This window comes from Chakrabartyella piscis, assembly GCA_030067835.1.
Taxonomy (GTDB): domain Bacteria; phylum Bacillota; class Clostridia; order Lachnospirales; family Anaerotignaceae; genus Chakrabartyella; species Chakrabartyella piscis.
On sequence record CP092441.1, the window covers coordinates 2336481 to 2356674 of the forward strand.

The following is a 20194-nucleotide window of genomic DNA, read 5'->3' on the forward strand; positions in this document are numbered from 1 at the left end:
AACTACGCACCTATTTCTTAAATATTTTTTAAATTCTCTTCCAATGCAAGATATTAAAGCCTAATATACATGAACACATTTTAATTATGTATTCCCTTTCGGTACGCATACAATACGTCCCCTACAAGATATAAACGCTCATTTATCTTTCATCAAGACTAACTCTTTATCCAAATAAAAAAAGAAGGTCATGGAGTCCACAACCTTCTTGTATCGTTATTTCTTATTTTGCTTTGTCAGCTTCTGTTACATCTTTCATGGAGAAGTTGAGTCTACCTTGTTTGTCAATTTCCATAAGTTTTGCAGAAACCACATCACCAACAGACAATACATCTTCCACTTTTTCCACACGTTTGTTGGAAATTTTGGAAATATGAATCAAGCCTTCTTTGCCAGGAGACATTTCGAAGAATGCACCAAATGCCATGATTTTTGTGATTGCACCAGTGTAAATTGTGCCTGGTTCTGGAACTTTTACAATGGAGTTGATCATATCTACAGCACGTTTGATATCTGCTGCGTTGATGCCTTTTACGTAGATTTTGCCATCATCTTCAGTGTCAATTGCACAACCACTTTCTTCGATGATTTTTTTGATAACTTTACCACGAGCACCAATAACTTCTGCAATTTTTTCTACTTCGATTTGCATAATTGCAATCTTAGGAGCATGTGCAGACAATTCTGTTCTTGGAGCTTCGATTGCTTTCAACATAACATCATTCAAAATCACTTCTCTAGCTCTTGCTGTTTGTGCAAATGCTTGTTCAATCATTTCAAATGTAAGTCCTTTGATTTTCATATCCATTTGGATTGCTGTGATACCTTCGCTTGTACCAGCCACTTTGAAGTCCATGTCGCCAAAGAAATCTTCAACACCTTGGATGTCTGTGATTTCAACGAAATCAGAATCGTTGTCACCAGTTACCAAACCAACGGAAATACCAGCAACTGGACGTTTGATTGGAACACCAGCAGCCATCAAAGACAATGTGGAACCACAAATACTTGCTTGGGATGTGGAACCATTGGAGCTTAGAATATCAGAAACCAAACGGATTGCGTATGGGAATTCTTCTTCTGTAGGAAGTACAGGAACCAAAGCACGTTCTGCCAAAGCACCGTGACCAATTTCACGACGACCAGCACCTCTGGAAGTTTTTGCTTCCCCTACGGAATATCCTGGGAAGTTGTAGTGGTGGATGTAGCGTTTGCCTGTTTCGTTGTCATCCAAACCGTCAAGTCTTTGACCTTCGCTGATCATACCAAGTGTGGTTACTGTCAAACATTGAGTTTGTCCTCTGGAGAACAAAGCAGAACCATGTACACGTGGCAAAACGTCTACTTCTGCAGACAATGCACGAATTTCTTCGATACCACGACCATCAGGACGTTTGTGATCTCTAAGGATCATTCTTCTTACAGTCATTTTTTGGAATTTGTAGATGATTTCACCCATCAATGCGTTGATGTTTGCATCTTCGCCATAAATTTCCAAAAGTTGTTCTGTCAAAGCTTCCAATGCATCTTCTGTAAGAGCTTTGATTTTCACATCTCTATCTTGTTTGAGTTCAGCGTATACTGCGTCTTCCATTCTTGCATCTGTAAGGTAGTTTGTTACCAATTCATATGCATCGTGGTTTACGCTTTTTTCTTCATAAACTGCTTTTTCTTTGCCTTCTTTTGCAACGATATCTTGGATGAATTTAACCACTTCCAAGTTGGTATCGAATGCCAAGTGAATTGCTTCCATCATCAAATCATCAGGAACTTCGTTTGCACCAGCTTCGATCATCATAACCTTGTCTTCTTTGGAAGAAACAGTCAAAACCAAGTCGCTTGTAAGTCTTTGTGCAGAATTAGGGTTTACCACCAATTCACCATCCACCAAACCGATGTTTACAGAAGAAACAGCGTCTGTGAAAGGAATATCGGAAATATTCAAAGCCAAAGAAGCACCAATCATAGCCACAACTTCTGGAGCACAATCTTGATCCACAGACATAACTGTTGCAACGATCGCAACATCATTTCTGTAATCTTTAGGGAACAATGGACGCAAAGGTCTATCGATACATCTTGCTGTCAAAACCGCTTTTTCAGAAGGTCTACCTTCTCTTTTGATGAAACCACCCGGGATTTTACCAACGGAGTACAATCTTTCTTCGTAATCGATACTCATTGGGAAGAAGTCGATACCGTCACGAGGTTTGTCGGATGCAGTTGCGGTTACCAATACGGTTGTATCACCGTAATGCAAAAGTGCAGCGCCATTTGCTTGTTCTGCCACTTTGCCAATTTCAACAGACAGTGGTCTGCCTGCCAATTCCATAGAATATGTTCTGTACATAAATGAAATCTCCTTTTTAATTTTGTTTTCTACTGTTTACATTTCTTTTCGCACCATAGATCTTCAGGTTTACCCACAAGGGTTTCAGCCCTAAATTTGTGAACAAAACTGGAAATCTATAATGCAATTACCTAGTTACATTTGTTGCATTGTTTGCGGCAAGAGTAGAACCCTTGCCCTACATGACCAACATCGGCTTTTGTAGGGGCGACCATTGGTCGTCCGTTTGTATTCCTTTGTTGCATTGCGGGACAGCACAGCTATCCCCTACGAAACCATTATTGCGTCACTTGCGGGACACACAGCTATCTCCTACGAAACCATTGTTACGTTTTTGTAGGGGCGTTTCATGAAGCGCCCGTTTTCTTACATTTGCATGACATAGAATAAAAGGAGAGGAAAAATCCCCTCCTTTGCAAATCTGCTTATTCTTACTTTCTGAGGCCAAGTTCAGCAATCAAAGCACGATATCTTTCGATGTCAACGCCTTTCAAGTAGTTCAAAAGACCACGTCTTTGACCTACCATTTTCAAAAGACCACGTCTGGAGTGATGATCTTTTTTGTGTTCTTTCAAGTGTTCTGTAAGCATTGTGATTCTTGCTGTCAAAAGAGCAACTTGCACTTCTGGTGAACCTGTGTCGCCAGGTGTTCTAGCGAATTTTTCCATAATTTCTTGTTTGTTGATTTCTGCCATTTTTGTTTCCTCCTAGGTTATTATGGCAATACTGCATGACTCGAATTGTAAAATTTGCGAGGGTATTTTTTTGTCAGAGTCATTAAAAAACGGAGGTGATATCGGAAATATCATCGAGTATTTTTAATGGGTATGACGGGAAAATAAACCGCAAAGGTTATGATTCAGAGTTGTGCCGTGTTGCCTTATTATACTGCACATCCCCATAGGCTAAGTATCGGTTGGAGAATCCAAATACTGAGTCTTGGTTTTACAGCAATCTTATTCTATCATATGCAAAGTCTCATTGCAAGAACAAAACTTTGAAATTTTGTTTTTTATTCTGTTTTTGTTGAACTTTTACCCAGTTCTGCCAATTGTGACAACAATACCGCTACAAAAATGATGACAAAGCCAATTCCCATACGTGTTGTAACAATTTCCTTATAGAAAATCACAGAGAAAATGGTGCCAAATACCGATTCCAAACTGAGGATAATGGTACCCACCGTTTCATTGATGTATTTGAGTCCATAGCTTTGCAAACTCATACAAAGACATGTAGAAAACAGCCCCAAATAGGCAATGTTCCAAGCTCCATTTAAGCTGACACTTTCTGGAAAACTTCCTGTATATAGCAAAGCAATCCAACCACAAATGGCACCCACCAAAATCTGCAACATGGTGATGAGCATTGGGTCACGTCCCACACAAAACTTAGCAATACTCAAAATATTGAGTGCAAATACCACACCACCCAACAAAGTCAATCCATCGCCAATGGTAATGGTGAAATCTGTGTTCAAAGAAATCAAACCAATACCCAACAAACAAAATATTGCTGCCAATGCATGTGCCCTCTTAGGAACTTTCTTCCAAAACAGCCAACAGAAAAATGGTACCATAACACAATAGGTTGCTGTTAAAAATGCACATTTTCCTGGTTCTGTTCCATATGCCATTGCCAAGGTTTGTAAACCCAAACCAATTGCCAAAGTGCTACCAGAAGCCAGTCCACCCAGAAGATATCCTTTGTCTATTAACTTCCAATTTTTCCTTGTGATGATTGCCAATGGAACAAAAGCCACTGTAAATCTCCATGCCACCAAATAGGCAGTGGATAGTTCTTCTGCACCCCATTTTTGAAACAGGAATCCAGCACCCCAAATCACACTGACCAAAAGCAACGCACTCATCCCTAGAACTTTCGTTTTCTTTGTGTCCACGATATCATTCCTTATCCGCTTTCCAGCAATCCAAATACACTTCCGATGCAAAGTAATCCCTTGCTTGCTCTGCATTCACTTGGATTTGTGCTTGCAATGCTTCTATGCTATCAAATTTCTTTTCGCTACGTAAAAATTCATAGAAAAAGGTTTGAATTTCTTCGCCATAAATCATTTGGTTGAAGTCCAAAAGATAGGTTTCCACAATTTTTTGAGTACCATTCACTGTTGGATTGATGCCAATGTTTGTGACACCATAATAATACTTCCCTTGGTATAAGGTTTTGGTTGCATATACCCCATTTGGTGGAAATAGCTTCAACGGATGTGCTTCCACATTGATGGTAGGGAATCCAATGGTTCTACCCAGTTTTTTACCTTCTTTCACAGTGCCCAAAATGAAATATGGTTCTGTCAGCATTTGATTGGAAAACTCCAAATCCTTTGCCACCAAATGTCTACGAATTCTGGAAGAACTGACACGATTTTCTTTATACATAACAGATGGCACTGCAATGACTTTGACACCATATGCTTCACCCATTTGTTTCAACATTTCATAATTTCCAGAACGTTTTGCACCAAAGTGATAGTTTTCGCCTACAATCAAAACTTTACAGTTGAGTTGTTCAAAAATCAATTTGATGGCAAAATCTTCAGCACTCATGGATGCAAATTCTGCATCAAATGGATATTCGATATACACATCTACACCCATACGCTCCATGGTAAATTTCTTTTCTTCTGGAGACATAATCAAAGCGAAATCTTCCTTTTTCCCAAACACCAACATGGGATGTGGAGAAAAAGTGAACACCACGCTTTGTAAATTTTCATCTTTTGCAAACTCTTTTGTTAAGCCGACCAAGGCTCTATGCCCCAAATGCAATCCATCAAAATTCCCCAAGGTCACTGCACTTGGGTTGGTTTGCTGTATTTGGGTTGTTGTAATATGTTCCATTTTTACACTCCTCAAATCAACATCTTAAAAGGTTTGATATACATGCCTGCATCATCCATAACGGTATACAAGCCAATGAGATTGTGTTGCCAGTCAAATACTGTCACCATCTGTCCTGTTACAAGTTTGTCACCTGTACAGAAGCGACTTTGGATTTTTGCTCCATTGTACAAGAACTTTGTTGAGGTTTCTGATACAACTACCTTAGGCAAATCTGACAATGCATCTTCCATGCTTAAGAAGATTTCAGAAACTCTATCTTCTGCTGCCAATTCCTTTAGCTTGTCCAATTTGACTGCATCTTCCAATTTGAAATTGCCTGTTCCTGTACGCAACAATGTCGCCATATGACCACCACAACCTAGCGCTTTGCCAATGTCTGCACAAAGGGTTCTGATGTAGGTGCCTTTGGTGCAATCCACATCAATCTCCACTTGATTTGGCGGCAAAAACTGACGAATGCGAATGTCATGTATGGTGATTTTTCTTGTTTTACGTTCTATTTCTTTGCCTTCTCTTGCCAATTCATATAGCTTTTTGCCATTTACTTTGATGGCAGAATACATCGGTGGAATTTGTTCGATTTCACCGATAAATTTGGCAATGGCTGCTCTGATTTTTTCTTCATCAAAATCCACAGGTTTTTCTTCTAGCACTTCACCAGAAGCATCTTCTGTGGTTGTGGTAACACCAAGACCCAAGATAGCACGATAGCTTTTGTGACCATCCATAATGAGGTCTGAAAGTTTCGTTGCTTTGCCCACACAAATGGGTAACACCCCTTCTGCGTCTGGGTCAAGTGTTCCTGTGTGCCCTACTTTTTTTGTGTGCAATTCTCGTCTGACAATTGCCACAACATCGTGTGAAGTAAAGCCTTTTTCTTTATAAATATTCAAAATACCATCCAAAATTGGCTTCCTCCTATTTTCATTACGGGATGGGAAACCCAACCCCTACAGATATCAAAAATTTTATTGTAGGGGTTGGCGTCCTCGACAACCCGTTATATTATATCATCTTTGCAATTTCTGCCAAAACAGCTTCTCTTGCTTCTTCTATTTTGCCTGCAAAACTGCCACCTGCTGCTTTGATATGACCACCACCGCCAAATTTCTTTGCAAGTGCTGCTACATCATAGCCATCTGTGCCACGCAAGCTGATTTTGATATCATTTGCACCTTTTTCATATAAAAAACAAGCAACTTTTGTGCCCTCTACTCCACGGATATAGTTGATGATACCATCCAACTCTTTACCATTACTACCAACAGATTGCACTTCTGCTTCTGTCATGGAAGTATAGGACAATTTGCCATCAAACAAGACTTCTGCTTTTGCCAATGCAAGACCCATAGCCTTCATTTCTGTGAAGCTACGTCGATCAAAGAAATCTGCATAGATTTGTACAAAAGGAATGCCATAACCCATCAAATCTGCTGCCATTTCCATGGTAAAAGGCGATGTGGAACTATGACGGAATCCAGCTGTATCATAAATCAAGCCAGCATACAATGCAGTTGCAATGTTTGCATCCAACGGAAAGAAATCCTTGATCAGCTTGTACACCACTTCACAAGTAGAGGAAGATTCCCCTTCCACGTGGTTGTATTCTGCAAAGTAGGTATTGCTGCTATGATGGTCAATATTGATAGTGGTTTTTACATTTTGGAACAAATCAGACAACCAATCCAAGCGACCAAAATCACCACAGTCCAAAGCAATGAACAAATCTACTTGACTTGGCACTGCTTCTTTTTCTACAATCAAATGTTGATTTGGAATACCTTCGTATTTGGTGCCAAATGGTTCCAAAACCACAAAGACTTGTTTGCCCAATTGCTCCAAAGAAGATGCCAATGCCAAAACAGCACCGATTGCATCGCCATCAGGATTGATGTGTCCTGTGAGCACAATGGAGGAAGCTTGTTCCATGATGGTACGCAATTCTTCGAAAGAATGGTTTTTCATGTTGTTACCTCCTGTTTTATTTTGAACTGGAGGATGATATCCCCCCCTACGAGTATCGTTATAATTTGCATTCTGAAATACCGTCTTCTATCTTGTCATTCAGAGGAACAACGTGACGAAGAATCTTAGGTTTGCGGTCGATTCGTGAATCGCCCCTACAATTACAACGCATTTCAGTTTTGTGGCGGTTTATGGCGGAACGCATACAATGCGTTCCCTACAGTATCGTCACATTTATGTTATTCGTTTTCTGTTGTTTCTGTTTCTGCTGTTTCACGAGATTTCAAATCAGCGGAGATTTGGCTCATGAGTGTTTCCATTTTGATTGCATATTCTGCGGAATCATCCAATTTGAAAATCAATTCTGGTGTGTGACGCAAATTGACACGTTGTGCCAACAAACGACGAATGAAACCAGTTGCTGCTTTCAAACCTTTCATTACATTGTCTTTTTGTTCGTCATTGCCCAAAACAGAAATGTAAATCTTACAGAATTTCAAATCTTGTGTGGTATCGACACGAATTACGCTGGTCATTGCACCAATACGTGGATCTTTCAATTCGCCTCTGATGATCATGGACAATTCTTTGAGCATTTCGTCGTTGATACGAGAAATTCTATTGTTTGTTTTCATAGTATCACCTATTTTCGTTGTATTTTATATTGCATTACAGGCGGACACACAGGTCCGCCCCTACAAGTTTTATTTTGATTTGTGGTTGTTTATGACGGAATGGTCAAGACCATTCCCTACAGTGCAACCGTATTCTAGGTTTGTGCTTATTTACGTGGTACTTCAACCATGGTGTATGCTTCTACCCAATCGCCTTCTTCCACATCGTTGAATTTCTTGAATACCAAACCACATTCGTAGCCAGCAGCAACTTCTTTGACATCGTCTTTGAAGCGTTTCAAGCTTTCCAAATCACCTTCGTAAATTTGTTTGCCATTTCTGGAAACACGTACTTGGCAACCTCTTTGGAATTTACCATCTTTCACATAGCTACCAGCGATGGTACCAACGCCAGATGCTTTGAACAACATACGGATTTCTGCATGACCCAATACTTTTTCTTCGTATACAGGATCGAGCATACCTTTCATTGCAGAAGATACGTCTTCGATTGCGTTGTAGATAACACGATACATACGCAAATCCACTTTTTCTTCATCAGCAAATGCTTTTGCAACTGGTTCTGTACGTACATTGAAACCAATGATGATTGCATTGGATGCAGAAGCCAAAGTCACATCGCTTTCTGTGATAGCACCAACACCACCATGAATGATACGAACACGTACTTCTTCATTGGACAAACGGTTGAGGCTTTGTTTCATTGCTTCTACAGAACCTTGTACGTCTGCTTTGACAATGATGTTGAGTTCTTTCATATTACCGCTTTGAATTTGTACAAACAAATCATCCAAAGATACTTTTTGAGGTGTTTCTTTGATGAGGTTTTCTCTATTTTGTGCAATGATGCTTTCTGCAACTTGACGAGCTTGTTTGTCATTTGCAGCCACATAGAAACCATCACCAGCAATAGGCACTTCAGACAATCCCAAGATTTCTACCGGTGTAGAAGGACCAGCAGATTTGACACGTCTACCTTTGTCATCTGTCATAGCACGAATTTTACCATATGCTTGACCAGCAACGATAGGATCCCCTACACGCAAAGTACCATTTTGTACCAATACTGTTGCAACAGGACCACGACCTTTGTCAAGTTCTGCTTCTACAATGGCACCACGTGCTTTTTTGTTAGGATTTGCACGCAACTCAGCCATTTCTGCAACCAAAGTGATGTTTTCCAACAAATCAGAAATACCTTCTTTTGTTTGTGCAGATACAGGAACACAGATGGTGGAACCACCCCAGTCTTCTGTAACCAATTGGTATTCAGTGAGTTCTTGTTTCACACGTTCTGGATTTGCAGATGGTTTATCCATTTTGTTGATGGCAACAATAATTTCAACACCTGCCGCTTTTGCATGGTTGATTGCTTCTACAGTTTGTGGCATAACACCGTCATCAGCTGCAACTACAAGAACTGCGATATCTGTGATTTGTGCACCACGCATACGCATTGCAGTGAAGGCTTCATGTCCTGGTGTGTCCAAGAAAGTGATTGGTTTGCCATCGATTTCAACTGTGTAAGCACCAATGTGTTGTGTGATACCACCAGCTTCGCCTTTTGTAACGTGGCTTTTTCTGATTGCATCCAAAAGGGATGTTTTACCGTGGTCAACGTGACCCATTACAACTACAACTGGAGGACGTTCTTGCAAGTTCTTTTCATCATCCACATCTTCTGCAAATGCTTCTTCCATAATATCTACCACTGCTTCTTTTTCCAATTGTACATGGAATTCTTCTGCAATGGAGGATGCCAAGTCAAATTCAATGGTTGCATTGAGATTCAACATTTTGCCACGTTTCATCAAAATCATAACCAGCTCGGAGCTTTTTTTGCCCAAAACTTCTGCCAAGTCTTTAACAGTCAAGTTTTCTGGAACCACTTTGATTTCTGGTTCGCCATTTGCTGCTCTTTCTTCTGCTTCCAATGCTTCCAACTCTGCCATAAGTGCCGCTTCTTCTTCCATTTCACGACGTCTACGTTCCATTGGATTTTCTTTTACAACTTGGTTTTGGTTTTTGCCTTTTTTGTCTTTTTTCTTTTTACCGCCACCTTGGTTGTTGTTTTGTGGAGCTGGTTTGTTTGGTGTTGCTGGTTTGTTTGGTGTTGCTGGTTTGTTTTCTTGTTTTTTAGGTTCTTCTTTTTTTGTATCTTTCACAGGCTCTGCTTTCTTTTGTTGTGGTTGCTTTTGTGGTTGTTGTTGTTTTTGTGGTTGTTGTTGTTTTGCTACTTGTTCTGGTTCTGCTTTTTTTTCTGGTTGATACAAAGCAGTTGCTTTTTTCACTTCTTCTTCGCTCAACCCTTTTTGTACGCTGGTTGCTTCTATGCCAATTGTTTTCAATTTTTCCATCAAATCTTTACTTGGTACACCTAGCTGTTTTGCCAATTCATGAATTCGAACTTTGGACATGCACTACACCTCTTTCTTTTCATAATGTTACTCTGAAGCCTCTGATGCCACTTCCAATTCTGCCAGTCCTTGTAGAGTTTTTGCAAACCCTGCATCCACCACTGCAAAAATGGCTCTCATATCTTCTCCAACTGCCCTTCCAAGGTTTTCTTTTGTACCAACCTCTACCAAGGGTATTTCATAGTAATTCGCTGAGTTGCGAAATTTTTTCTTTGTATTTTTCGAAGCATCTGTTGCCAAAAGCAACAAACACGCTGTTTTTTGACGAATTGCATTTTCTGCTGCCACTTCTCCTCCAAGAAGTTTGCCTGCTTTTTTGCAAAGCCCCAAAAGGGAATAAAACTTACTCATTTCTTTCACCAATACTTTCAACACCTGTAAGAAGCTCTTTCATCAAACTTTCGTAAACATCTTTTGGTACAGGAGATTTGAAAGAACGTTCCAAACCTTTGGATTTTTGTGCTTTTGCCAAACAATCTGCATTTGCACAAATATATGCGCCACGTCCTGCTTTTTTGCCTGTTGGATCAAAGGAAAAAGTTCCTTCTTCTCCACGCACAATACGAATGAGTTCTTTTTTGTTCTTCATTTCTTGGCATCCTGTACATTTTCTAAGAGGTATTTTTCTTTGTTTCATACTGCCACCTCCAGTGATTATACTTCTGTCACTTCTTCAACTGCTTCCACAATGGATTCCAAATCTTCAGAAATTTCTGCCATCAATTCAGACATATCTGCTTTTGGAGCATCTTCAGCCAAGAAATTGGTTTCTCTTGCTTGTGTTTCGCTTTTGATGTCGATTCTCCAACCAGTGAGTTTTGCAGACAATCTTGCATTTTGACCTTCTTTGCCAATTGCCAAAGACAATTGGTGATCAGGCACTACAATTTTTGCACTTTGTTCTTCTTCATTGAGCACAACATCCAATACTTTAGATGGGCTCAAAGCTGCTGCAATGAATTCTTTTGGATCTGCACTCCAGTTGATGACATCAATTTTTTCGCCACCCAATTCACCGACAATGACATTGACACGATATCCATTTTGACCTACGCAAGCACCAAGTGCATCTACGTTTTCGTCTTTGGAGAACACAGCAATTTTGGTTCTGCTGCCTGCTTCTCTGGCAATGCTTTTGATTTCTACAACGCCATCGTATACTTCTGGAACTTCTTGTTCAAACAAACGTTTCACCAATTCTGGATGTGTTCTGGAAACATAGATTTGTGGTCCTTTTGTGTTTTGTTTTACTTCCAAAACATAGATTTTCAAACGATCATTGAAGTTGTATTGTTCACCTGGCACTTGTTCATTTGGAGCCAAGATTGCATCCAATTTACCCATTTGGATGATGACATTGCGTTTGTCACGTCTTTGGATGAGACCAGTTACAACTTCTCTTTCTTTTGTTACGTATTGGTTATACAAAATTTCTCTTTCTGCTTCACGGAATTTTTGTACTACAACTTGTTTGCCTGTTTGTGCAGAAATACGCCCAAAGTCTTTTGGTGTCACTTCGATATCCACAATGTCACCCAAAACATAGTTTGGATTGAGCACACGAGCTGCACCCAACAAAATTTCGTTTTGTTCGTCTTCAATTACTTCTACAACCATTTTTTGTGCAAAACATGCCACACTACCATTTTCTCTATCAATGGTCACTTTGATATTTTGCGTTGCACCAAAGTTTTTCTTACATGCAGAAACAAGAGATGCTTCAATTGCTTCAAAAATAACTTCTTTGTTGATTCCTTTTTCTTTTTCAATCAAATCCAAAGCCAACATAAATTCTCTGTTGTCTGCTGCTTGTTTACTTTCTTTCGTTTCCTTGCGTTTCATTTTTCCGACTCCTCCTTAGAAAATAACTGCCAATCTTACGCTTGCCACTTCTTTTTGCTCAAATGTATATACGGTTTCTCCTTCTTTGATAGAAAGAACACCATTTTCCAAGGACAACAATTCACCTTGGTATTGTTTTTTGCCATCTTTTGCTTTGTACAATTTTACATCTATGATTTCACCTTGGAATTTCACGAAATCTGCATCTTTTTTCAAAGGGCGATCCAAACCAGGGGAACTCACTTCCAAATAATATGCTTGTTCAATTGGATCAATTTCATCCAATTTGATATCCAATGCACGACTGACAAACTCACAGTCTGTGATATCCACACCACCATCTTTGTCTACATACACACGCAAGTACCAATTTGCGCCTTCTTTCACGAATTCCAAATCCACCAATTCCAAACCACGTTCTGCAACGATTGGTTCCAAGATAGGCAAGACTTTCTTTTCTGTATTGCTCATTTTTGCCATTTCAACACCTCATTTTCTTTGTTTTGCATGCATTTGCAATGAAATTCTATGTTCCTATTGTTTTTGTACTCCATGCAATAATAAAGAGTGGGCATTTAACCCACTCTCTGCACGCATTACTATTCAATCTAATAAAAGTATATCATCATTTCCAATAAATTGCAAGTGTTTCCTATCGCAATATCACAAGATATTTGCCAACAATGGTGTCAAAATCAAAGGAAAAATAAGAGCAGGTAGGTAATTGATGACTTTGAACTTACCAATGCCAACCATGTTGAGACCCAAACCAAACAAAAGCACAGAACCTACACAAGTCAACTCTGAAACCACATCTGTGGACAAAAATGGTGCCACAAATTCTGCCAACAACACAATTGCACCTTGGTACACCAAAACGCAAATCACAGACAACAAAACACCAACACCCAAAGTGGAAGCAAACACCATTGCAGCAATCAAATCCAATACAGATTTTGTAAACAACATTTCGTAATCACCAGAAATACCTGCTTGCAAAGAACCGACAATTGCCATTGCCCCTACACAAAACAACATAGTGGAAGTGATCATACCTTCTGCCAAAGAAGTGCCACCTTCCTTTTGGAAACGTTTTTCTATTTTACGTACACCTTCATTGACACGGGTATCCAAATCCAAACCTTCACCAACTGCTGCACCTATAGCAACAGAAAGAATCAACACCAATGTATTGGAACCGACCAAAGCCCCGCTCCAAGCAATGTACATGGTACAAAGCCCCAAACCTTTCATCAATGTGTCAGTCAAACGTTCTGGAATGCCTTTTTTCAATAGTAAACCTACGGTTGCACCCACAAGCACTGCCACTGCATTTACAATTACTGCAAACATATTTTACCTCATCGCTTTCTTTTTATCATTATCCCAATTAAACTTAATGAGACCTAATATACATGAACACATCTTAATTATGTAGGAAATGCATTGTATACATTCCACTTTTGGCACGCATACAATGCGTACCCTACAAGATGTAAAAGCCCTTTTATCTTTAATTGGAACTTGTCATTTGCCAAATTTCTTTTGCAAACGGATGTCCTCTCCATAAAAATGCAACAATATAAATTCTCCAAACAATCTGGAAGTAACACGATCTGAATAGCTATTCATCAATTCTTCCATGGACAGATTTGTGGAAATGACCATGGATTTATTTGCAAGAATACGATCATTGACAATGCGAAATAGCTCTGTTGCTGTGAACACTGTAGAAAATTCAGTCCCCAAATCATCAATGATTAAGAGGTCTGCTTCCAACAATTCCTGATCCCATTCTTTGGCTTCTTCATCGTCATTATTTTTATTGAAACGTTGTTCTTCCAATTTTTTGAACAATTGTGATGAAGTCAAATACAAAACCATATTGCCCTTTTCCAGCAATTCCTTTGCCATACAATTGCACAAGAAAGTTTTACCAAGTCCTGTGCCACCCGTCAAAAGAAGGTGTTCACCCTTTGGAAACTCCTCTGTAAAGCGGATTGCACGTGCATAAATTTTTTGGGCATTCTCAAAAGGTGTTTTGGTTTCATTTTGCCACGCTTCCTTGGAATAATATCGGAAATCGAAGTGATCAAAATGTTCCATTTCAATGATTTTACGCACATTGGACTGATCATACATCTTATCCATCAAGCGTTTTTTCAAACACAAACAACGTTCTGTGCCAATGAAACCGGTATCTTGACATGCTGCACATTCATATTCCAATTCCAAAAGTTTTGGTGAAAACTGCTTACTTGCCAACAATTCTTGGCGTTCCATTTCCAAAGCATTTTGTTCCAATCTCAACTCTGCTACAATTTCTTCTGGATTTGCACCTCTCATCAACATGCGTCTAGCCATTTTGGTACCCAACAAAGCCAAACTACGTTCAATTTCTGCCAAACGAGGTATGGAAGTGTATAGCGCTTCCTTTCTTTGACGCAATTCACCTGCTTTTTCAGTTCGTATCATATCATATTCTCGCATCAATTCACGAAAAATTTCTGTTCTTGTCGCCAATTGCATTCCCTCCTTTGGTTTTTTGTGGGCACCCACATAGGGATGCCCCTACATATATTGTATGATATTCGAAATTCATGGTGATTTTTGGCGGTATATCACGGTCGATTCGTGAATCGCCCCTACATATTTTGTATGATATTCAAATTTTGTGGTGGTGTATTACATGATTTTAAGTCGTTCACCATTCACCATTAGTCCTTAGCCAATGAACCTTGTTCACTCCTACCATTGGTCACGTTGTTCTCGTTGCAACTGTTCCAATTTTTTGAAATCCCATTCTCTTTGAGTGTAGTTGATGAATTTGTTCTTTGGTTTGTCTGGCTTTTGTCCCTGTGGATTTTGTTTTGCTTCTTTTTGTCCTTTTTCCAAATCTTTCTTTGCCACAAATGCTTGGTCTGCCTTTTCTACACCTACCAATCCATGAATGCCTTTTTCATTCCATTGTTGCAAAATACGATCCGCATATGGATAGCTGACTTTGCCCGTTTGCATAACAGTACGTTCACAAGCAATTTTGATGACTTCCACAGGCATTTTATATTCCCTAAGCCAACGTTTCATATATTCGATTTCTCCATCCACTGGAGCACGCCCGCTTTGACCAAATCCACGCATGATTTTGCCAAAACCAGAATTACGCATTTCAATATACGCTTCTGCTTGTTCCACTGTTTGGATAGATTCCTTAGCCCAATCAATTGCAACTGCTTCCATGTATCCCATAGCTGTTTTTTGTTTGCTGACACAATAGGAAATCAAAATATCAATGACATCCACAGGCAACCCCAACCAATCATAAAAACCAAATAGGGTTTCCAAGTCATTTCTTGTAAGCAAACGACCCATACGTTGTTGTGCTCGTTGTATCATCCCTTTGACTTCTTTGTGTTGCATATACATACCAATTTCATCAGTGGTGTATTCTGGTTTCTTTGCCCAAGCAATGCCACTGGATTCTGGTTCTGGTTTGTCTTCTGATTTCGCTTCTATCTTTGTTTCTGGCATAGGTGCTTCCACTTCATTTGGTTGCAACATCACATCTGGATGATCTTGCCAATAGGCAAATGCACGAATGACATCGCTTTCCAAAATCCCCAAATCCTTTGCAATTTCTTCTGTGGTTGCATTTTCCTTTGCTTTGGATAACAAATAGACACACACATATAAAGGAGGTGCTTTGGTCACTTCTGTTTCTACGAACTGTTTGCTGATTTGAATGTTTTCTGACATATTGCTCCTCCTTTCTGTTTGATAACGGCAAGAGCAGAGCCCTTGCCCTACATTTACTATATTTCTGTTATTCTGAATGCAGTGAAAAATCTAAGATCCTTGGACAATCTCAGGATGACAAACCCTTTTTGTGGTGATTCATGACAGACAGCATTTTGGTTTTCAACTATTCACTGTTCATTCTTCATCATTCACCCTTAGTCCTTAGTCGCCTTTTTATCATATCACATTCAACATGACATGAAAAGACTGCTTATGACAATTTCGTCGAAAGCAGCCTTCTGAATATTTTTATTTGCTATATTTATTTGTGTTTGTTTCTAATATTCACATTGAAATAATAAATGATAAAGCTGAGTACAATTACTGTCAGCAATACCACCACAATTGTCCAAGAATTTTTGAAAGAGATGAAAATTGCCAAACCACCCAAACAAACGCTAATTGCATAGAGCATTAAAACTGCTTGTTTTTGTGTGAAGCCACGATCCATCAATCTATGGTGCAAATGCCCTCTATCTGGTTGCATAATGGGCTGATTCTTTGCCATTCTACGAAGCATTGCAAAAATCGTATCAAATACAGGAAGCCCTAAGCAAAGCACACTGACACAAACTGCCAACAACGCATATCCCTTGAATACACCCAAAATACTGGTGACTGCCAAAACAAAACCAAGGAATGTAGAGCCAGTATCTCCCATGAAAATCTCTGCTGGATTGAAGTTTCTTGGCAAGAATCCCAAACAAGCACCCGCCAAAGCTGCTGTCAACACCACCGCTGTCATGCTACCCGTCATAATACAAAGCACCATCAAGCTAAGGGCTGCAATGGAAGAAACCCCAGCTGCCAAACCATCCAAACCATCAATCAAGTTAACTGCATTGGTAACGCCTACAATCCAAACCAAAGTAATGGGCAAACTGAACATTTGCAATGTGGCTGTAAATGGCCAAAGCACCACTCTAATTTCTGTACCTGTAAAAATCACCACAAGCGCTGCCACAATCTGCACACACAGTTTCAACTTCGCTGGTAGATTTTTCATATCGTCTATGGCACCCAAAACAGCAATCATCATAGCCCCTACAATGAATCCACCAAATTGCACCAGATTCATATGTGGATGAAATGGATATATAATCAAAACTGTCGCCATAAATCCCAAAACAATGGCAACACCACCCATTCTAGGCATAGGCTTTGTGTGTACACCCCTATCTTTTGGATAGTCAATGGCGCCCACTTTTATAGAAACCCATTTTGCAAAAGGCGTTGCCACCAAAGTAATGGCAAAAGCACTTGCAAATGCGGCAATATACAATAACCAATCATGTTGTATCAAAATGTTCACTCCTAAATAATAGCAATTTATAAATTATAATATATGATACCTTCAAAAAATGGGCGAACACATAGGTTCGCCCCTACAATACATAATAAATGATACGTGGTGCTTTTTATTTTGTGCCAAAGATTCTATCGCCAGCATCGCCAAGACCAGGAACAATGTAACCATGGTCATTGAGTTGTGGATCATATGCAGCAGCATAGATATCCACATCAGGATGTGCATCTTGTACTTTTTTCACGCCATCAGGAGCTGCCAAAATACAAAGGAAGATGATTTTTGTAGCGCCTTTTTCTTTCAAGAAACCGATAGCAGCTTCAGCTGTACCACCAGTTGCCAACATTGGATCTGTCAAGAAAACAGTTCTTTCTTCAATGTCAGATGGCAATTTGCAGTAGTATTCTACAGGGTTCAAAGTTTCAGGATCACGGTACAAACCAATATGACCAATTTTTGCTGTTGGCATCAAGTTCAACAAACCGTCAGTCATACCAATACCTGCACGCAAGATAGGTACAATTGCAAGTTTTGTGTCGATTACTTTACAATCAGCAGTTGTAATAGGTGTTTCCACTTTTACATCTGTCAAAGGCAATTCTCTTGTTGCTTCGTAGCTCAAAAGCATAGCCACTTCATGAATGATTTCACGGAATTCTTTTGCGCCTGTGTCTTTGTCACGAAGCATTGCCATTTTGCTTTGAATCATTGGATGTTCAGATACAAATAATTTGCTCATAGCTTTTCTCCTTTTCTCGAGGTAATATCACAGGGTTCCAATTGCAAAATTTACAAACCGTAAAAATTGTGGTTCAGAGCCTTGTGGCATTGCCTCAGTCCTCTATTTGGTTGACTCTATTGATATGACGTTGTCCATTGGAAAATGGTGTTTCCAAAAATGCTTTCACAATTTCCAATGCCAGTCCAACTCCCACAACCCTAGCGCCCATAGCAAGGATGTTAGCGTTGTTGTGTTCTCTTGTTGCTTTTGCAGAAAAAACATCGCCACAAAGGGCAGCACGAATGCCTTTCACCTTGTTTGCTGCAAGGGAAATGCCAATGCCTGTTCCACAAATGATAATTCCTTGATCGTGTGTACCAGCTGCAACTGCATGTGCAACTTTTTTGCCATACACAGGATAATCCACTGCTTCTTCTGAATATGTACCCAAATTTTCATATGGGATATTGTTTTCATCTAAATATTTCATCACGTCTTTCATCAATTGATAACCACCGTGATCACAACCCAAAGCCAACATAGCTTTTCTCCTTTTTCAAACGTCTAATCGTCGATATCCAGCTGCTTTTTGCAAGCGATTCATAATTGCCAGACCTTCGCCTTCTTCAGCAAATACTTCTGCATACACAAAGTCCACCTCGTAAAAATCGAATTTACGCAAGTGTTTATAGAGATTTGCACCAATCTCCTCAAAATCTTCACGATTCCCCAAAGAAAATACATAATCTCCTTGATAAAGGGCTTTCGTTTCTTCTGTTGCCATAACACCAACGGTTTTACCTTCTTTGTGATGGTTTGCCACCAATTCATTGATGGTTTTCACCACAGAATCTGCATCACCAGACACCATAGTCACTTCTGCTTTTGGTGAATAGTGTGTGTATTTCATGCCTGGTGCTTTTGGTTTCAAATCCTTTGTAGGTTTGGATAGGATTGCTGGATCAATTTGCACTTCACCCACAATATCTTCCATCATTTCCTTTGTGATGGCACCTGGACGCAAAATCACAGGTACTTCACCAGAAACATCTACAATGGTAGATTCCAACCCCCAATGGGATGCACCACCATCTACAATCATATCAATTTTGCCTGATAAATCAAACTCCACATGAGAAGCCCTTGTAGGACTTGGTTTCCCAGAAGAATTGGCACTGGGTCCTGCTATTGGAAGCCCCGATGCACGTATGATTGCCAAAGCAACTGGATGTGTTGGAAAACGCACTGCCACTGTATCCAACCCCCCCGTCACAGACAAAGGCACCACATCCGCTTTTGGAAACACCATCGTCAAAGGTCCTGGCCAAAATGCTTCCATCAGTTTTTCGCCCATAGGAGGTATTTCCCTCACAATGGAACGCAACTCACTGAATTGGGAAATATGTAGAATCAAAGGGTTGTCCGATGGTCTACCCTTAGCTTCATAAATTTTTTTACAAGCATCTGTGTCCAATCCATTGCCACCCAAGCCATAAACCGTTTCTGTTGGAAAAGCAACCAAACCACCATTTTTCAGGACTTCTGCCGCTTCCACCACCAAATCTATTTCTGGATTTTCTGGATTAATTTTGATGACTCTTGTGTTCATCTTATGCGTTGCCACAACATTTTTTGTATTTTTTGCCACTACCACAAGGACAAGGATCGTTGCGTCCTACCTTAGCCTCTTTTACGATGGTACGAGAACTTTTTTGTTCAATCATCAATTTTTTTCTTGTGTCTGCATCAAAGATGTTGTCCCATTCAGGAAGGTTGTACAAAGTTTCTGCTTTGTATTCCACCATTTTTTTGTACAATGCAGCGAAATCAATTTGCAAAGAAACTGCTGTTTCTTCTGTCATAGTATCCATTTCATAGAGTTCTGGCAAAACTTCGTTGATGCCATCTACAAAAGCAACGATTTCTTCTGCTTTCATGTGGAATCTTTCTGACAATTCAGCAACTGTACCTTCCAACAATTCTACTTTTTCGCTCAAAATATATTCATAAATTTTTTGTTCCTTTGGCAAGTATTCGTTCCAAACTGTTTCTATACTACCGCCTTCTTGGGAAAAAGCTTTTTTTGTCCAATCTGTGTATAAACTCATATCAATTCTCTCCTTTATTCTTCTTCATCTTTGCGGAATTATCCACTCTTTGCAATGATAATATAAATTGACGAAGAATGCAACTAAAATTGAAAAATGAATGAAATTCTTATAACTTTTTGTGATATTTCACAATGAAAATGCAAAACTATCAGTAGAAATGAAAACAAAACCAACTTCCAAGTCTA

At 39.6% G+C, this 20194-nt stretch carries 20 protein-coding genes; all 20 read right to left on the reverse strand.

The window, feature by feature from the left end; all coding sequences use genetic code 11:
- Window positions 1-223: 223 nt before the first annotated feature.
- A complete protein-coding gene (locus MJY40_RS10460) occupies window positions 224-2350 on the reverse strand; it encodes a polyribonucleotide nucleotidyltransferase (protein WP_317854190.1) in 2127 nt (708 codons plus the stop codon).
- Window positions 2351-2781: 431 nt separating this feature from the next.
- Complete coding sequence (rpsO, locus tag MJY40_RS10465; RefSeq protein WP_317854191.1) at window positions 2782-3045, reverse strand: 30S ribosomal protein S15; 264 nt, start codon at window positions 3043-3045, stop codon at window positions 2782-2784.
- 317 nt (window positions 3046-3362) lie between these two features.
- Window positions 3363-4250, reverse strand: a complete 888-nt coding sequence (locus tag MJY40_RS10470) for a DMT family transporter (RefSeq protein WP_317854192.1) — start codon at window positions 4248-4250, stop codon at window positions 3363-3365.
- Between the two features lie 4 nt (window positions 4251-4254).
- Entirely contained in the window at window positions 4255-5211 is a 957-nt protein-coding gene (locus MJY40_RS10475; protein ID WP_317854193.1) for a bifunctional riboflavin kinase/FAD synthetase, read from the reverse strand.
- A gap of 11 nt (window positions 5212-5222) precedes the next feature.
- A complete protein-coding gene (gene truB, locus MJY40_RS10480) occupies window positions 5223-6119 on the reverse strand; it encodes a tRNA pseudouridine(55) synthase TruB (RefSeq protein ID WP_317854194.1) in 897 nt (298 codons plus the stop codon).
- Window positions 6120-6219: 100 nt separating this feature from the next.
- The gene (locus MJY40_RS10485) at window positions 6220-7179 is read right to left on the reverse strand and encodes a DHH family phosphoesterase (RefSeq protein ID WP_317854195.1); all 960 of its coding nucleotides are present in this window, start codon (window positions 7177-7179) and stop codon (window positions 6220-6222) included.
- Between the two features lie 239 nt (window positions 7180-7418).
- Window positions 7419-7814, reverse strand: a complete 396-nt coding sequence (rbfA, locus tag MJY40_RS10490) for a 30S ribosome-binding factor RbfA (protein WP_317854196.1) — start codon at window positions 7812-7814, stop codon at window positions 7419-7421.
- Between the two features lie 146 nt (window positions 7815-7960).
- Window positions 7961-10231: a translation initiation factor IF-2 gene (gene infB / locus MJY40_RS10495; protein ID WP_317854197.1), complete on the reverse strand. Its 2271-nt coding sequence runs from the start codon at window positions 10229-10231 to the stop codon at window positions 7961-7963.
- Window positions 10232-10258: 27 nt separating this feature from the next.
- On the reverse strand, window positions 10259-10582 hold the full coding sequence (locus MJY40_RS10500; protein ID WP_317854198.1) for a L7Ae/L30e/S12e/Gadd45 family ribosomal protein: 324 nt from the start codon (window positions 10580-10582) through the stop codon (window positions 10259-10261).
- Entirely contained in the window at window positions 10575-10868 is a 294-nt protein-coding gene (rnpM, locus tag MJY40_RS10505) for an RNase P modulator RnpM (protein ID WP_317854199.1), read from the reverse strand. Before rnpM ends, MJY40_RS10500 begins: the two co-directional genes overlap by 8 nt.
- 17 nt (window positions 10869-10885) lie before the next feature.
- Window positions 10886-12073, reverse strand: coding sequence for a transcription termination factor NusA (gene nusA / locus MJY40_RS10510; RefSeq protein WP_317854200.1), 1188 nt, complete (start codon window positions 12071-12073; stop codon window positions 10886-10888).
- A 15-nt stretch (window positions 12074-12088) separates the two neighbouring features.
- A complete protein-coding gene (locus tag MJY40_RS10515) occupies window positions 12089-12553 on the reverse strand; it encodes a ribosome maturation factor RimP (RefSeq protein ID WP_317854201.1) in 465 nt (154 codons plus the stop codon).
- 183 nt (window positions 12554-12736) lie between these two features.
- Window positions 12737-13426, reverse strand: coding sequence for a DUF554 domain-containing protein (locus MJY40_RS10520; protein WP_317854202.1), 690 nt, complete (start codon window positions 13424-13426; stop codon window positions 12737-12739).
- 174 nt (window positions 13427-13600) lie between these two features.
- Window positions 13601-14596: an ATP-binding protein gene (locus MJY40_RS10525; RefSeq protein WP_317854203.1), complete on the reverse strand. Its 996-nt coding sequence runs from the start codon at window positions 14594-14596 to the stop codon at window positions 13601-13603.
- A gap of 225 nt (window positions 14597-14821) precedes the next feature.
- The gene (locus MJY40_RS10530; RefSeq protein WP_317854204.1) at window positions 14822-15829 is read right to left on the reverse strand and encodes a DnaD domain protein; all 1008 of its coding nucleotides are present in this window, start codon (window positions 15827-15829) and stop codon (window positions 14822-14824) included.
- Window positions 15830-16133: 304 nt separating this feature from the next.
- Window positions 16134-17174, reverse strand: coding sequence for a glycosyltransferase family 4 protein (locus MJY40_RS10535; protein WP_317854205.1), 1041 nt, complete (start codon window positions 17172-17174; stop codon window positions 16134-16136).
- A gap of 115 nt (window positions 17175-17289) precedes the next feature.
- Entirely contained in the window at window positions 17290-17916 is a 627-nt protein-coding gene (upp, locus tag MJY40_RS10540; RefSeq protein ID WP_317854206.1) for a uracil phosphoribosyltransferase, read from the reverse strand.
- A 94-nt stretch (window positions 17917-18010) separates the two neighbouring features.
- Window positions 18011-18439, reverse strand: coding sequence for a ribose 5-phosphate isomerase B (rpiB, locus tag MJY40_RS10545; RefSeq protein WP_317854207.1), 429 nt, complete (start codon window positions 18437-18439; stop codon window positions 18011-18013).
- A gap of 15 nt (window positions 18440-18454) precedes the next feature.
- Window positions 18455-19507 carry an L-threonylcarbamoyladenylate synthase gene (locus MJY40_RS10550; RefSeq protein WP_317856446.1) on the reverse strand — a complete coding sequence of 351 codons (1053 nt, stop codon included), beginning with the start codon at window positions 19505-19507 and terminating at the stop codon, window positions 18455-18457.
- Between the two features lies 1 nt (window position 19508).
- Window positions 19509-20006 carry an SEC-C metal-binding domain-containing protein gene (locus tag MJY40_RS10555; RefSeq protein WP_317854208.1) on the reverse strand — a complete coding sequence of 166 codons (498 nt, stop codon included), beginning with the start codon at window positions 20004-20006 and terminating at the stop codon, window positions 19509-19511.
- Window positions 20007-20194 lie beyond the last annotated feature (188 nt).

Excerpts from the sequence above, each read along its gene's own strand:
- upp (WP_317854206.1), bottom strand. The coding sequence starts at position 17,916 with ATGAGCAAATTATTTGTATCTGAACATCCAATGATTCAAAGCAAAATG.
- MJY40_RS10520 (WP_317854202.1), bottom strand. The coding sequence starts at position 13,426 with ATGTTTGCAGTAATTGTAAATGCAGTGGCAGTGCTTGTGGGTGCAACC.
- MJY40_RS10530 (WP_317854204.1), bottom strand. The coding sequence starts at position 15,829 with ATGTCAGAAAACATTCAAATCAGCAAACAGTTCGTAGAAACAGAAGTG.
- MJY40_RS10555 (WP_317854208.1), bottom strand. The coding sequence starts at position 20,006 with ATGAGTTTATACACAGATTGGACAAAAAAAGCTTTTTCCCAAGAAGGC.
- infB (WP_317854197.1), bottom strand. The coding sequence starts at position 10,231 with ATGTCCAAAGTTCGAATTCATGAATTGGCAAAACAGCTAGGTGTACCA.
- rpsO (WP_317854191.1), bottom strand. The coding sequence starts at position 3,045 with ATGGCAGAAATCAACAAACAAGAAATTATGGAAAAATTCGCTAGAACA.
- nusA (WP_317854200.1), bottom strand. The coding sequence starts at position 12,073 with ATGAAACGCAAGGAAACGAAAGAAAGTAAACAAGCAGCAGACAACAGA.
- MJY40_RS10460 (WP_317854190.1), bottom strand. The coding sequence starts at position 2,350 with ATGTACAGAACATATTCTATGGAATTGGCAGGCAGACCACTGTCTGTT.
- MJY40_RS10550 (WP_317856446.1), bottom strand. The coding sequence starts at position 19,507 with ATGAACACAAGAGTCATCAAAATTAATCCAGAAAATCCAGAAATAGAT.
- rbfA (WP_317854196.1), bottom strand. The coding sequence starts at position 7,814 with ATGAAAACAAACAATAGAATTTCTCGTATCAACGACGAAATGCTCAAA.
- MJY40_RS10485 (WP_317854195.1), bottom strand. The coding sequence starts at position 7,179 with ATGAAAAACCATTCTTTCGAAGAATTGCGTACCATCATGGAACAAGCT.
- MJY40_RS10475 (WP_317854193.1), bottom strand. The coding sequence starts at position 5,211 with ATGGAACATATTACAACAACCCAAATACAGCAAACCAACCCAAGTGCA.
- rnpM (WP_317854199.1), bottom strand. The coding sequence starts at position 10,868 with ATGAAACAAAGAAAAATACCTCTTAGAAAATGTACAGGATGCCAAGAA.
- MJY40_RS10515 (WP_317854201.1), bottom strand. The coding sequence starts at position 12,553 with ATGGCAAAAATGAGCAATACAGAAAAGAAAGTCTTGCCTATCTTGGAA.
- rpiB (WP_317854207.1), bottom strand. The coding sequence starts at position 18,439 with ATGTTGGCTTTGGGTTGTGATCACGGTGGTTATCAATTGATGAAAGAC.
- MJY40_RS10500 (WP_317854198.1), bottom strand. The coding sequence starts at position 10,582 with ATGAGTAAGTTTTATTCCCTTTTGGGGCTTTGCAAAAAAGCAGGCAAA.